The following is a 14,625-nucleotide window of genomic DNA, read 5'->3' as shown; positions in this document are numbered from 1 at the left end:
CAAGGTGAACATCCTTTGCTCCGCTGCCCGAAGGATTCGAGATCAAGCCTTGGCGGTCAGCGCCCTCTGCAGGAATACATACTTCATCGCCGTCTGCGCCGCCTGCGGCCGGCGGTCGCCGCGCCCGCCATGCCCGCCCTCGGTCTCCTCGAAGAACAGCGTCTTTTCATGCCCGGCTTCCTGCAGGCGGGCGGCCATCTTGCGCGCATGACCGGGATGGACGCGGTCATCGGCGGTCGACGTCGTCAGCAGCACCGGCGGATAGTCGGCGCCGGCATCGACATGCTGGTAGGGCGAATAGGCGGAAAGCCACTTCGCGTCTTCCGGTTTTGACGGATCGCCATATTCAGCCATCCAGGAGGCCCCTGGCGGCAATTCGGTGTAGCGCAGCATGTCGAGCAGCGGCACCTCGATGATAACAGCGCCGAAAAGCTCGGGATGCTGCGTCAGCGAAACGCCGGTCAGCAGACCGCCATTCGAACCGCCCTGGATGCCGAGCGAGGCCGCCGTGGCGATGCCGCGCTTGACGACATCCTGCGCGACCGCCGCGAAATCGTCGAACGCATTCTGGCGGTTGCCCTTGAGCGCGGCCTGATGCCAGGCCGGCCCGAACTCGCCGCCGCCGCGAATGCAGGCCTGCACATAGGCATTGCCCTTCTCCAGCCACAGCCTGCCGCGTACGCCGGCATAGCCGGGCAGCAGCGGCACTTCGAAACCGCCATAACCATAGAGCAGCGTCGGCACCGGATCCTTCTGGTCCCGCCGCCGGACGACGAAATACGGGATCATCGTGCCGTCCTTCGAGCGCGCCTCGAACTGCTCGGAGATCAGCGGCGACGCGTCGAAACGCGCCGGCTGCGACTTCACGGTTGCTAGCGTCTCGCCATTGTCATCCGACCAGATGATCGAGCTTGGCGTCAGGAAATCCGTGAACGAGAAGGAGACGCTGGAGCCGAAATGCTCGGCATGGCTGATGCCGACATTGCCGTTTTCGGGCAACGCGACCGGCTTCAGCGACCAGGCGCTCTCCTTGCGCTCGCAGACGATGACCTTGCCGCGCACATTGTCCATCATGTTGATGAACAGCCGGTCCTGGGTTCGCGAAAGGCCAGCGATCGAGACGCGATATGCCGGAGCGAAGAGGGTTTCGATGGCGCGCAGTTCACCGGTTTCGATCCATTGCACGAAATCGAGCGAATAAAGCCCGTCGGGCTGGCACGCCGTGCCGTCCGGCGCCGTCCATGGGGTACGCACCCCAAACACCAGCTGGTCCTTGAACAGCGCAGTGTCGGTGACGTCGTCGGGCAGCGGAATGCGTCTGTTTTCGCCTGACGGAAGGTGCAGGAAACTGTGCGATGCGAAGAAATCGAGCGTTCGCGCCAGGAACACATGGCGCTTGTCGCCGTCGAACTCGACGCCGGCACCGACGGCAAGATCCTCTTTCTGCGCCTCGAAGATCGGCGTCGCGTCTTCCAGCTTCGTGCCCCGCTTCCACAGCTTGATCACGCGCGGATAGCCGGACTGCGTCTTGTCATCCTCTTCGAAGGCCGCCGAAACGACGGTATCTTTGTCCAGCCAGCCGAAGCCCGACTTCGAGGCCGGCGCTCGAAATCCGCCCTCGACAAAGGATTTGGTCTCGATATCGAATTCACGCATCTCGCTGGCATCGCCGCCATCCGGCGACATCGAGAGCAGGCAGCGGCTGAACTCCGGATAGAGCCGGCCGGCGCCGCTGAACACCCATTTTATCCCCTCCTTCGTCGCCAACTGGTCAAAGTCGAGGATCGTTTCCCAATCCGGCTTCTCGGTCTTGTAGGAAGCGACCGTCGTGCGGCGCCACAGGCCGAGCGCATTGGTCCTGTCCTGCCAGAAATTGTAGACATGGCCTTTAAGTGCCGAGCCGACCGCGATGTTGTCCTCGGCCGTCATAAGGTCCAGCGCCGTCTCGAACGACGCCTGGTAGGATGGATCGCCCTGCAGCTGGCCGACGGTGACTTCGTTCTGGCGATGCACCCAGTCGAGCGACTGCGTGGCTGTCCTGTCCTCCAGCCAGAGGAAGGGGTCTTCGGCGCTGGCTTCTGGCTTGGTGATGGGCTTGGTCATGGAATCTCCGATAGGAAGGCTTCGGCACGCAACATCGACATGCCCGCTCCGATATTCAATAGCCGCGGTACCTCGGCCGAGGATTCAGGCTTTCCTGCGACCAACACTCGCCACCGCCAATGCCAGGCACAGCAGGCCAAGCGTGAGCGGCAGGCCGCCGGCGCCCAGGACATCCATGGTGCTTCCCGTCAGTGGCGGCACGGAAATGCCGCCAACGCCCCACATCAGCGCGAAGGCGGCGTTGCCAGCGATCAATGTCGAGCCCGTAAAGCGCTCTCCCAACTCGATGATCGACATCGTATAGATACCGTAGGAGACAGCGCCCCAGACGAAGAGCATCGGCCAGATCAGCGGCGTTTCGATGAGGAGCGGCAGCAGGACGCATCCGAGCACCGTGATCGCCGTGCAGATCAGCCGCACCAGCCGCGCCGTGAGTCTTTCCGCCAGCAGGCCAAGCGGCACCTGCATGGCGATGTTGCCGGCAATCATCACCGACAGCAGCGCCGACATGCGGGTCTCGGTGATGCCGTAATGCGTGCCATAGACCGGCAGCAGCGCCAAGGCCGTCTGTTCAAAGCCGGCGGCGATCACGACGGAAAACATCAGCAGCGTGGCCAGCGGCATGAAGCCAAGGACGGACACCTGGTGTCCTGCCCCGTCCACCTTGGGCAAGCGTGGCAGCACCGAAGCCAGGCAGATGCCGCAAAGAGCGAAGGCGGAGATGCCGACAAGAAATGGCGGCCAGCCCTCGGTGCCGACAGCAAGCAGGCAAAGCGGTCCCGCCGCGAAACCGGCCGAGATGATCGTCGAATAGACGCCCATCAGGCGGCCGCGCCGCGCCGGCGGCGCCAGCGCGATCACCCAGATTTCGCTGAGCACATAGAGCGGATTGGTCACCACCCCGATCAGGAAGCGCAGGGGAAACCACAGATAGACATTCTGCGTCAAGCCGATCAGCGCCAGGACGACCGCCGATAGCACCGCGCAGGTGAGCGCCGTTCGCCCTGCCCCGAACCGTCGCGCCAATGCCGGGATGAACGGCGACGAGGCGATGAAGCCGATCGGCGTCATCGCCGCCGACAATCCGATCATGGCCGGGGATTCGCCCTGGCGCTGCAGGATGAAGCTCAACAACGGATAGGAGAGCCCCTGCGCGATGGCGAACACGGACACGGTCGCGATCACGCCGGTGATCGCGGCCCATTGCATTCCCGCCTCGCTGTCGCTCGAACCGGCCGCTACCATCTTGTCATCCATAATGAAGTGCCGCTCTCCCTCGGCGAGCCATCCAGCTATCTCCAGGATTTCGAGAACGAAAGGGCCGCGCGGCGAAATCCGCTTGCGCCACGGGCTCAGGACTTGTGTCGCACCGACGACCGGTAAAGCGCGAACACCACCAGGAGCACATCGAGCGCGGCGATCACCGTGGGCAGGCCGAGCGGCCCAATCGCCTGCATGAGTGCGCCGGCGCTTGGCGGACCGACGATGCCGCCGGCGCCCCACATCAGGGCGAACGCCGCATTGCCGGAGACAAGTGCCGATCCCTTGAACCGGCTACCCAGTTCGACCAGCGCCATCGTGTAGACGCCGTAGCCGACCGCGCCCATGACGAGCAACACGACCCATATCAACGGCGTCGTGATCAGCAACGGCAACAGAACCGCGCAAACGGCTGTCGCGACCGCGCAGGCGATGATCATGGCCCGGCCGCCAAAACGTTCCGCCAGCAGGCCAAGCGGGATCTGCAGGAAGATGTTGCCGAGCGACAGCGCCATAACCAGCGCGGCGAGCACCGCTTCAGGCAGCCCATAGCCGGAGCCAAAGACCGGGATCAGCGCATAGGTGCTCTGCTGGACCGCGGCCGAGACCATCACCGCGAACAGCAGCGCCGGCGCCAGCCTGGCGAAGCCGACAAGGCCGCCGGAGGGCTGGCCGTCGTCCTCGAAGCCGGCAAGGCTGGCCGAGACAGCGCGCAGGATCACCGCACAGAGCACGAACCCAGCGATCCCGACGATGAAAGGAACCCATCCCGACGTACCAACAGCGGTCAAGACCAGCGGCCCCGTCGCGTATCCGACCCCCAGGACGGAATTGAACACACCCATGACCCTGCCACGCCGCGAGGGCGGCGCCAGCGACAGCGCCCAGACCTCGCCAAGGATGTAGAGCGGATTGATGATGACGCCGACAATGAAGCGGATGACGAACCAGGCGACCCAGTCCTGCAGATAGCCGATGGCGAAGAAACAGAGCGCGCCGATCAGCGAGCAGCTGACGGCCAGCGTGCGCGCGCCAACGAGCCGGACGGCGGCCGGCACCAATGACGCCGAAAGAACCAGGCCGAGCGGCATCATGGCGGCGGAAAGACCGATCAGCGCGGGCGACATGCCCTGCTTCTGCATCAGCAGCGTGAACAGCGGTGAGCTCAAGCCTTGCGCCGCACCAAACATGGCCAGCGCCGCGGTGACGCCGGCAAGCGCTGCCCATTGCAAGGGTGGTTCGACGGTGTCGGTGGAAGAGGTCATTGCTGCTCGCGGTCAGAGATCGGGACAACGTACAGATCGAAAGCTGCTTGCGTAAGTTTCAGCACCGTCAAATCGGCGATCCAGTCACCTGCCCCATGGGCATGTCGCTTCCCTCGTCCTAGTGGTCGCCGCCTCCGCAATGGCCGGACAGCCGCCGGTCCATTATGCCGCCCAATATCGCATCGTACGAGGACCATCATGACCGCCGCCCTACAACCTGCAGAACCGGTACTGGCACCCGACCGCGCCCGCCGTGGCGGCCGCGCTGGAAAGCGCGCCGGCGGCTCGTCCGCATTCGAGCAGCCGGCTTTCCGCCAGCTGAGAAACCCGCTCGCGCCAACCAAGCTGGTCTCGGAAGACGAGTTGGAATCGATCCACCTCGCCTCCTTGCGCGTGCTGCGGGAAATCGGCGTCGACGTGCTGCATGACGAAGCCCGCCGCATCATGAAAGCGAATGGCGCCGACGTACGCGAAGGCAGCGAACGCGTGCGCTTCGACAGCGACATGATCCTCGAGCTGGTGTCGAATTGCCCGTCCGAATTCACCATTCATTCCCGCAACCCCGCGCATAATGTGCGCTTCGGCGGCGACAATCTGATCATCTCGATGATGGCCTCGGCGCCCAATTGCTCCGACATCGATCGCGGCCGCCGGCCGGGCAACCAGCAGGACTATCGCAACTTCCTGCGCCTTGCGCAGATGCACAACATCCTGAATTGCACGGGCGGCTATCCGGTCGAGCCGACCGATATCCACCCGTCGGTCCGCCACCTCGAATGCATCCGCGACCTGGCGACGCTGACCGACAAGGTGTTCCACATCTATTCGCTCGGCAAGGAACGCAATGTCGACGGCATAGAGATCACCCGCATCGCGCGCGGCATCAGCCACGAGCAGATGCTGGAAGAGCCGTCGGTCTTCACCATCATCAACACCAATTCGCCGCTCAAGCTCGACGTGCCGATGATGGAAGGCATCATCCAGATGTCGAGCAAGGGTCAGGTCGTCATCGTCACGCCGTTCACCCTGTCGGGCGCCATGGCGCCGGTGACCATCGCCGGTGCGCTGGTGCAGCAGAATGCCGAGGCGCTGTCCGGCATCGCCTTCGCCCAGATGGTCAGGAAGGGTGCACCGGTCGGCTATGGCGGCTTCACCTCCAATGTCGACATGAAGTCCGGTTCACCGGCCTTCGGCACGCCTGAATACATGAAGGCACAGCTCGTTGGCGGCCAGCTCGCCCGCCGCTACAACATCCCCTACCGCACCTCCAACACCTGTGCCGCCAACACGGTCGACGCGCAGGCGGCTTATGAGAGCGTGTTCTCGCTGTGGGGCGCCGTCCAGGGCGGCGGCAATCTCATGATGCACGCCGCCGGCTGGCTCGAAGGCGGCCTGCGCTGCTCCTACGAGAAGACCATCCTGGATATAGACCTGCTGCAGATGGTGGCTGAATTCCTGACCCCGCTCGACCTTTCCGAGGAGGCGCTCGGCTTCGACGCCATCCAGTCGGTCGGCCCCGGCGGCCACTTCTTCGGCACGCAGCACACGCAGGACCGCTACAAGACCGCCTTCTATTCGCCGATCCTCTCCGACTGGCGCAATTTCGAGACCTGGGCGGAAGCCGGATCGCCGACGGCGATGGAAAAGGCCAACAAGATCTGGAAGGAACGGCTGGCTTCCTACGAAGAGCCTTACATGGACCCGGCCATCCGCGAGGAACTCAATGCCTTCGTCGAAAAGCGCACGGCCGAAGGCGGCGCGCCGACCGATTTTTGATCATCTATGTTGGCGATGAACAGTCGACCCCCACTCCGTCGAGCTTCGCTCGACACCTCTCCCCCGATCGACGGGGGAGAGGAAGGGCGCGAGCTTATGCAGGCTGGCACCTTTCCTCTCCCTCCGGAGGGGGGAGAGGTGGCGCCGCAAAGCGGCGACGGAGTGGGGGAAGCCGGTCATGAAACGCGCAGCCGCCGCAAAATAGGCACAACCCAGCGAGCCCGAACTCTCAGGCAGGGAGTCAACCAGGCAGAAGCATTGCTTTGGCTTGAACTAAAGGCGCGCAAACTTGGCGGCTATCGATTCACCCGCCAATTCTCCATCGGCCCCTTTTTTGCTGACTTCGCCTGCCACGAAAAATGGCTCATCGTTGAAGTCGACGGCTCACAACACGCCGGCAGTTCCTATGACCGCCGCCGCGACGATTTCATGCGCGCCCAGGGCTATTCGATCCTGCGTGTTTGGAGCCACGACGTCCTGAAACATCGCACTCCCGTCTGTGAAACCATCCTTGCCGCGCTTGATGGCAGGCTGACCGAAAACATCGCTGTATCCGACCTTCGCTTTGTTTTCACACCGCCCTCTCTCGATTCAATCCCTTCAAAAACGGACCTATCTTCATGAAATCCCACGTAAAAGCGGTTGTCATTGGCGGCGGCGTCGTCGGCTGCTCGGTTCTCTACCATCTGGCCAAGGCCGGCTGGACCGATATCATGCTGATCGAGCGCTCCGAGCTCACCTCCGGCTCGTCTTGGCATGCGGCGGGCGGCTTCCACACGCTGAACGGCGATCCCAACGTCGCCAAGCTGCAAGCCTACACGGTGCAACTCTACAAGGAGATCGAGGAGATTTCCGGCCAGTCCTGCTCGCTGCACCTGACCGGCGGCGTGATGATGGCCGATACGCCGGAGCGCATGGACTTCCTGCGCCTCGCCCACGCCAAGGGCCGCTATCTCGGCATGGACACCGAGCTGATCACGCCATCCGAAGCCAAGGCGATGTTCCCGCTGATGGACGAGACCAATTTTGTCGGCGCCATGTGGGATCCGGTCGAAGGCCACCTCGATCCGTCTGGCACCACGATCGCCTATTCCAAGGCGGCGAAAAAGCTCGGCGCCGAGATCGTGCTGCGCAACCGCGTCGTCGAACTGACGCAGGAAGTCGACGGCACCTGGAACGTTGTCACCGAACAAGGCACGGTGAAAGCCGAGCATGTCGTCAACTGCGGTGGTCTGTGGGCGCGCGAGATCGGCCGCATGGTCGGTGTCGAACTGCCGGTGCTGGCCATGGAGCACATGTATCTGCTCACAGAGCCGATGCCGGAGGTCGAGGAATTCAACAAGTCGACCGGCCGCGAGATGATCGGCGTGCTCGATTTCAAGGGCGAGATCTACACCCGACAGGAGCGCAACGGCATCCTGCTCGGCACCTACGAAAAGGCCTGCAAGCCTTGGTCGCCGGTCAACACGCCGTGGGATTTCGGCCATGAGTTGCTGCCGCCGGATCTCGACCGCATCGCGCCGTCGCTGGAAATCGGCTTCAAGCATTTCCCCGGCATCGAGAAGGCCGGCATCAAGCAGATCATCAACGGCCCCTTCACCTTCGCACTCGACGGCAATCCGCTGGTCGGCCCGGTGCAGGGCCTGACCAATTTCTGGTGCGCCTGCGCCGTCATGGCCGGCTTCAGCCAGGGCGGCGGCGTTGGCCTGGCGCTGTCCAACTGGATGGTTCATGGCGATCCGGGCTTCGACGTCTGGGGCATGGATGTCACCCGCTTCGGTGAATGGGCCGGCCTGCGCTACACCAATGCCAAGGTGCGCGAGAACTATTCGCGTCGCTTCTCGATCCGCTTCCCCAATGAGGAACTGCCGGCCGCGCGTCCTGCGCAGACGACGCCGCTCTACGACACGATGCTGGCCAACAACGCCGTCATGGGCGACTCGTGGGGTCTTGAAACCCCGCTCTGGTTCGCGCCGAAGGGCAAGGAGCCGAAGGACATCGTCTCCTTCCATCGCTCCAACGACTTTGGCCCGATCGGCGAGGAAGTGCGTGCCACGCGCGAGCGCGTCGGCGTGACCGAAATCGCCAACTTCGCCAAGTACGAAGTGTCGGGACCAGCAGCGGAGGATTTCCTCAATCGGCTGATGACGAACCGCATGCCGAAGACCGGCCGCATCGTGCTGACGCCGATGCTCAACGAATTCGGCAAGCTGATCGGCGACTTCACCATCGCCAAGGCCGCCGAAGATCGCTTCATGATCTGGGGCTCTTCCGCCGCGCAGAAATACCACATGCGCTGGTTCGAGAAGCACCTGCCTAAGGACGGTTCGGTGCGCATCCACCGCTTCGATCAGACCCTGGTCGGTCTCTCGATCGCCGGTCCGAAATCGCGTGACCTCTTGCAGAAGCTGGTCGATGTCGACATCTCGACCAAGGCGTTCCGCTTCATGGATTTCCGCGAAATGGCGGTCGGCGGCGCGCCCTGCTTGGTCAACCGCATCACCTATACCGGCGACCTCGGCTACGAGATCTGGATGGCGCCTGCCTACCAGCGCCTCGTCTACAAGGCGATCAAGGACGCCGGCGAGGAATTCGGCCTGGTCGATTTCGGCATGCGCGCGCTGCTGTCGATGCGCCTGGAAAAGAACTTCCCGACCTGGTTCCGCGAGTTGCGGCCGATCTACGGGCCGTTTGAAGGCGCGATGGACCGTTTCATCAAGTTGGAGAAGAACGATTTCATCGGCCGCGAAGCAGCCGCCAAGGAACAGGCCGAAGGGCCAAAGCTGCGCCGCGTCTCCTTCATCGTCGATGCGGACGGTGCCGACGTCATGGGCGACGAGCCTATCTGGGCCAAGGTCAGCAAGGACTATGGCACGGTGGAAAAGCCGCATGGCTACGGCGCGCCGCGCTTCGACAAGGCCGGCAAGGAAATACGCGGCTCCAAGGCTGCCGAAGGCGCTTCAGCCGTGCGCGGCATCGTTGACGGTGACTGGCGCGTGGTCGGCTGGGTAACCTCCGGCGGTTACGCTCACTATGTGCGGAAGTCGATGGCGCAGGGTTACGTGCCGGCGGCACTGGCCGAGGACGAGAGCGCCGGACTGTTCGAGATCGAGATCCTCGGACATCGCCGTCCAGCCCGCATCAATGTCGAGGCGCCCTTCGATCCAAGCGGCGAGAAGATGCGGACCTGAGGTTCCTCCATGGACAGCGCGGGGCTGAAGGCGGGCTTTGGTCGCCATCGCAAGATCATGCCGTTCGAGCCCGGCTCGATCGAGGCCCTGCGCGACGCCTCCCGTCAAAAGGCGGCGTCACTCAACCAGCATGTGCTGGGCTATGGCGCCCAGGCGGAAGCTGAATGGGCGGCGGCGGGCATTGCCGCCCCCGACTTGGCCGAAATGCGCCAATACCGGCTTGACCGCATCCGCGCCGAGTTGAAGCGCCGCGGCTATGCCGGCGCCCTGCTCTACGACCCCGTCAACATCCGCTACGCCACCGACAGCACCAACATGCAGCTGTGGGTGGCGCACAACCCGACTCGGCATTGTTTCGTCGCCACCGAAGGCCCGGTGGTTCTGTTCGACTATTTTTCCTGCGAACACCTGTCCGATCATTCCGGCGTCGTCGACGAGGTGCGCCCGGCGGTATCGTGGATGTACCTCTATGGCGGCGAACTGACCGAGCAGAAAGTCCGCCGCTGGGCCGCCGGCATCGCCGATCTGGTCAGGGAACATGGCGGCGGCAACAGCCGCATCGCCGTCGACCACATCAATCCGGAAGGCGTCGAGGAACTCGCCCGTCTCGGTATTTCGATCGGCAATGGCGAAGCGGTGATGGAGACGGCGCGGCTGATCAAATCACCCGACGAGATCCTCGCCATGCGCCGCGCGATCGTCGCCTGCGAGGCGGCGATGGGCGAGATGGAGCAGGCCCTGAAGCCCGGCATTTCCGAGAACGAATTGTGGGCGGAACTGCATCGCGGCAACATCGCGCGCGGCGGCGAATGGATCGAGACGCGGCTGCTGGCGTCGGGGCCGCGCACCAATCCATGGTTCCAGGAATGCTCGTCGCGTATCATCGAAGCCGGCGATCTCGTCGCCTTCGACACCGACCTGATCGGCCCCTACGGCTTCTGCGCCGACCTGTCGCGTACCTGGCTATGCGGCGATACAAAGCCGACTAATGAACAGCGTGACCTGTTCCGAATCGCAGCCGACCAGATCATCCACAATACAGAATTGATGCAGGCCGGCATCTCGTTCCGCGACCTTGTCGAACGCTCGGCGGTGCCACCTGGAGATTGTTTCCCGACCCGCTACGGCGTGCTCTATCACGGCGTTGGGCTGGCAGACGAGTACCCGACCCTGCCCCATGCCAGCGACTGGACATCAGACACGCCGGACGGGGTAATCGAACCGGGCATGGTGCTGTGCGTGGAAAGCTATATCGGCAGGCTCGGTGGCCGCGAGGGCGTCAAGATCGAGGAGCAGATCCTGATCACCCAGACCGGCAACGAGCAGCTTTCAACCTACCCGTTGGATGCGAGGCTGCTCGGCTAGTCCGGCAAGTGCTTCGCGCATTGCCCTGACCGTATTTTCCGGCGTCGCCCTGGCGGTGATGAACGGCAGGCCCTTGCGCCGTGCCGTCCAGCCGACGATCGCAACCTTCCGCGCCGCCGGCTCGAAACGCCGCGCCAACGCCCAGCTTTCGCAATCGATCGCAGCGATATCCGTCTTGCCCTCGGCGACTGCGACGATCGAGCCGCGATGGCCTCCGCTTTCGCTGCGTGACGCAAAGATGTCCAGGCTTTCGCCTTGCGCCTCAAGGTCGCGCGTCAGGCCAATGGTGCCCGACATGGAATCGAGGCTGTTGAAGGTGAAGCGCTTGCCGCGGATCAGATCAAGTGGGAGGAAGGCCTTGCCGTCGGCAGGCGATCGAGCCTCCGGCCCCTCGCCCGTCCGCATCACCAGCGCGCTGGAATAGAGCTCGCCCTGCCCGCCCTCATAGGCGTCGTAGCTTGGCTGACCGACCACCCGCACATGGCTCGACAGGCCGAGTTCCATCGGCCCCCAGCAGGTCTGCGCGAACAACAGCGCCGGGTGCAGCCAAAGCTTGTGATAATCGAGTTCGTCGGGCGGCAATGTCGCCGGATCGGGTGCGATCAGCTTGCCATTGGTATCGTGGATGCCACCGGGCACCGGTGGCAGGTCGCCATTGCGCCGCACAATGATTTCCGGCGCGTTGATGCCTCGTTGCCTGAAGGCGTCGCGCAGCCGCACCCATTGGGCGTCGACTTCGTCGTGCACCTCAGGCCAGTCATACATCGGCAACGCCGCAACAAATTCGCTCATGCCAAATACCAGACCGCTGCGTGGAAAGGTTGAAGGGAGTGACCGACCGAAGCCAGCCTAGCAGGCCAGGCCTGCCTGCCGCAAAAGCTTATTCCTTGGGCGGCTCGGCGGGAACCGGCGCTGTACCGAGACCATTGACGTTGCGCGCCCTGATGCGCGGCTTGAATGCCCTGCCTGGCTCCGGCGCACGCCGCAGCACCGGATGGACCAGCGGCTCTTTTGCCTTGAAGGCATAGGATTTGATCAACGCGAAATAGTTCGGATAGGCATAGCCATTGTTCATCCGCAACCATTCCTCGCGGCGGTCGCGGAACAGCTTCGGCAGCCTGTACCACGCCACGGTCGGGGTCTTGTGGTGGACGAAATGCAGATTGTTATTGAGGAACAGGAACGACAGCGGCGAACGCTCGACAATGACCGTGCGGCCTTCCGGATGCTCGGACCATTGATGCTCGGCAAAGGTGCGGATCGCAATCAGCGACTGGCCGAGCCACACCGGTACCAAAATGTAGAGCCACAGCGGGATACCGAAGCCGAACTGCACGATCGGGACAACGACCGCGAGGCCGATCGCATGCAGCAGCCAGGCCTTGCGGATCGCCTTGTCGCCGGCAATCACATGCTTGGCGTCGTCGATGAAGAAACCGATGCAGGACAGCCAGGGGCCGAGGAAGAAACGGCCGGCCATGGTATTGTTGATCTTCAGCAGGAATTTCATCGTTGGCGGCAGGTCTTCGTGCATCCAGAGCGCCTGGTAGTAGCTTTCCGGATCATCGAGCGGATCGGTCAGCCGCTCGTCGGCGTGGTGGCGCAAGTGCAACGTCTTGAAGCGGCGGAACGGCCAGACGAAACCTATAGGCAGAAAGACGAAAGCTTCGTTGACCAACGCGCTGCGTGTCGGATGGCCATGCAGCACTTCGTGCATGATCGATGACTGCAATGCCAGGGTGAAGCCGAGGATGACGAGAGCCAGGATGGGATAGGAAGGCCAGAGCAGGAAGCCGGTGGCAAGCCATGTTCCGTAACAGAATAAAGCCAGTACCACGGTCGGCCATTCGATGGCTGGTGTGTTGCGTCGCTTGATGCTCTTGCCTGTCATGCTATCGACCACTGTCCCTCAGTCGCCGGAACCCCTGTTGGTTCCTGACAGCATTGTGTCAGGAGAAGTGATTCCACTCAACGAGACAAAGTGTACAAAATGTTGCGATTGCGCATTTTTGACCGCACATGTTATACATTGTAAACAGCCTTAGGGATTCATTTACGCCTGAACCGCTGTTTCGGCTGGCTCTGGCGCAAATTTTTCCTCAGGATTCGCGGAGAACGGCGATGGACAAACGGGATCTGTCAGCAATCTTTCGGGAGCGTCTGAAGCTGCTCCTGACACGGTCCGACCTCAACCAGTCGGCATTCGCCACTGCTGTCGGCATCGATCGGTCGGCCCTGTCGCAACTCCTGTCCGGCGCCTCGACACGCCTGCCGCGAGCCGAAACGCTGCTCAACATCGCCGCCGAATTCAAGGTGTCGCTGGACTGGCTGCTTGGCCTCAGCCAGGACGAAGGCCTGACCGGTGAAATCCGCGAGAGCCTGGAGATCGAGGAAGCGCCGGATGGCTTCGACCGCACGCTGCTGGCCAAATGGTTCGCTGAAGCCGCCGGCACCAAGATCCGCTATGTACCGGCCGGCATTCCCGATCTTCTGCGGACGCACGCGCTCGTCGACTACGAAGCCAACATCACCAACAGGAGCCGCCAGGCACAGGCCATCGAGACCCAATACCGCATCGAATACAACCGGCGCCCGGAAACCGACATGGAAGTCTGCATGCCGCGCCACACGCTGGAGATATTCGCGCGCGGCCTGGGCGTCTGGGACCATTTTCCGGCGACCGATCGCCAGCAACAACTCACCCATATGGCGACGCTGCTCGACGACCTCTACCCGACCTTCCGTCTGTTTCTCTATGACGGCCGCATGCGCTATTCGATACCGCTCACCATCTTCGGCCCTTATCGGGCCGCCATCTATGTCGGCGACATGTATGTGGTGCTGAACGCCACCCAGCCGATCCAGGCACTGACTCGCCATTTCGACAATCTGATCCGCGTCGCCGACGTCAACCCGCATGAGGCCGCCGCCTTCGCGCGCAACCTGGCCGGCATGTCGTTCCCATCAGGCTCTGTCTGATCGCCGGCGGCCGTGCTCATTCGATTGCTTGGCCCGAGATGGTCGAGAGCCGATTCATTTCCATTCACCAAGGACAGCCCATGCCAGATTCACGCCGTATCGTCGTCCCTCCACAGTCGGGCCGGTCCTTCCGCGTCTCGCGCGGAGATCTCGTTCGCATCACTGATCCCAAGGGACAGCAGGTGTCAGACCTCTGGGCATTCACCACCGAACCGACGCTCGATTGGCTGAGCACGTCGCAGACCCGCGACATCACCGAGCGCCTCTTTCCGGGGATCGGCGACCATTTCTACAGCGCCGCCGCCAAGCCTATGCTGACACTGGTCGAGGATGCCTCGCCCGGCCCGCATGACATGCTTTACCCCGCTTGCGACAGCGCGCTCTACGAACGGGCCGGCTTTCCCAACCACCCGAATTGCCGGGACAATCTAATGCAGGGGCTTGCCGCCGAGGGCATATCGCTTCCCTTTGCCCCGGATCCGGTCGATCTCTTCCAGAACTCCCTGCCGCAGCCGGACGGCAGGCTGGTGGTCGAGGCGTCGATCAATCCGCCCGGCGGCTATGTGACGTTGCGCGCCGAACAGGACCTGCTGTTGGTGGTTACCGCCTGCTCGGTCGATTACTATCCGACCAATGGCGGAGTCTGCACCGAGATCGAGGTCGAGATCACGTCCGGATCGTGAGGA

11 protein-coding genes are annotated in these 14,625 nt (G+C 63.0%); 6 read left to right on the top strand and 5 right to left on the bottom strand.

Annotated elements, in window-relative coordinates; all coding sequences use genetic code 11:
• Nucleotides 1–42: 42 nt before the first annotated feature.
• The 3 genes from LGH82_RS00760 to LGH82_RS00750 all read right to left on the bottom strand — a co-directional run bounded on the left by LGH82_RS00760 (nt 43) and on the right by LGH82_RS00750 (nt 4,628).
• Complete coding sequence (locus LGH82_RS00760; RefSeq protein WP_227346875.1) at nt 43–2,103, bottom strand: prolyl oligopeptidase family serine peptidase; 2,061 nt, start codon at nt 2,101–2,103, stop codon at nt 43–45.
• An 84-nt stretch (nt 2,104–2,187) separates the two neighbouring features.
• The gene (locus LGH82_RS00755) at nt 2,188–3,360 is read right to left on the bottom strand and encodes an MFS transporter (protein ID WP_227346874.1); all 1,173 of its coding nucleotides are present in this window, start codon (nt 3,358–3,360) and stop codon (nt 2,188–2,190) included.
• A gap of 95 nt (nt 3,361–3,455) precedes the next feature.
• Complete coding sequence (locus tag LGH82_RS00750; RefSeq protein WP_227346873.1) at nt 3,456–4,628, bottom strand: MFS transporter; 1,173 nt, start codon at nt 4,626–4,628, stop codon at nt 3,456–3,458.
• A 198-nt stretch (nt 4,629–4,826) separates the two neighbouring features.
• On the opposite strand from LGH82_RS00750, the gene LGH82_RS00745 reads away from it, so the two are divergent.
• The 4 genes from LGH82_RS00745 (at nt 4,827) to LGH82_RS00730 (ending at nt 10,960) form a co-directional block, all read left to right on the top strand.
• Nucleotides 4,827–6,404, top strand: a complete 1,578-nt coding sequence (locus LGH82_RS00745; protein ID WP_227346872.1) for a trimethylamine methyltransferase family protein — start codon at nt 4,827–4,829, stop codon at nt 6,402–6,404.
• A gap of 138 nt (nt 6,405–6,542) precedes the next feature.
• Complete coding sequence (locus LGH82_RS00740) at nt 6,543–7,028, top strand: endonuclease domain-containing protein (RefSeq protein ID WP_227346871.1); 486 nt, start codon at nt 6,543–6,545, stop codon at nt 7,026–7,028.
• Complete coding sequence (locus tag LGH82_RS00735; RefSeq protein ID WP_227346870.1) at nt 7,025–9,595, top strand: GcvT family protein; 2,571 nt, start codon at nt 7,025–7,027, stop codon at nt 9,593–9,595. The genes LGH82_RS00740 and LGH82_RS00735 overlap by 4 nt, the downstream gene beginning before the upstream one ends.
• Before the next feature lie 9 nt (nt 9,596–9,604).
• Nucleotides 9,605–10,960 (top strand): M24 family metallopeptidase, encoded by a 1,356-nt coding sequence (locus LGH82_RS00730; RefSeq protein WP_227346869.1) that lies wholly within the window; start codon nt 9,605–9,607, stop codon nt 10,958–10,960.
• Here LGH82_RS00730 and LGH82_RS00725 read toward each other — a convergent pair.
• Nucleotides 10,925–11,752 carry a phosphate/phosphite/phosphonate ABC transporter substrate-binding protein gene (locus LGH82_RS00725; protein WP_227346868.1) on the bottom strand — a complete coding sequence of 276 codons (828 nt, stop codon included), beginning with the start codon at nt 11,750–11,752 and terminating at the stop codon, nt 10,925–10,927. The genes LGH82_RS00730 and LGH82_RS00725 overlap by 36 nt on opposite strands.
• Nucleotides 11,753–11,840: 88 nt before the next feature.
• On the bottom strand, nt 11,841–12,851 hold the full coding sequence (locus LGH82_RS00720; protein WP_227346867.1) for a fatty acid desaturase: 1,011 nt from the start codon (nt 12,849–12,851) through the stop codon (nt 11,841–11,843).
• 230 nt (nt 12,852–13,081) lie between these two features.
• Between LGH82_RS00720 and LGH82_RS00715 the strand changes: the two genes are divergently transcribed.
• Nucleotides 13,082–13,939 carry a helix-turn-helix domain-containing protein gene (locus tag LGH82_RS00715; protein WP_227346866.1) on the top strand — a complete coding sequence of 286 codons (858 nt, stop codon included), beginning with the start codon at nt 13,082–13,084 and terminating at the stop codon, nt 13,937–13,939.
• A gap of 80 nt (nt 13,940–14,019) precedes the next feature.
• The gene (locus LGH82_RS00710; protein ID WP_227346865.1) at nt 14,020–14,622 is read left to right on the top strand and encodes a DUF1989 domain-containing protein; all 603 of its coding nucleotides are present in this window, start codon (nt 14,020–14,022) and stop codon (nt 14,620–14,622) included.
• Nucleotides 14,623–14,625: the final 3 nt, after the last annotated feature.

This window comes from Mesorhizobium sp. PAMC28654 (genome assembly GCF_020616515.1).
In the GTDB taxonomy this organism is placed as follows: domain Bacteria; phylum Pseudomonadota; class Alphaproteobacteria; order Rhizobiales; family Rhizobiaceae; genus Mesorhizobium.
This window is presented reverse-complemented; position numbering and strand designations above follow the sequence as displayed.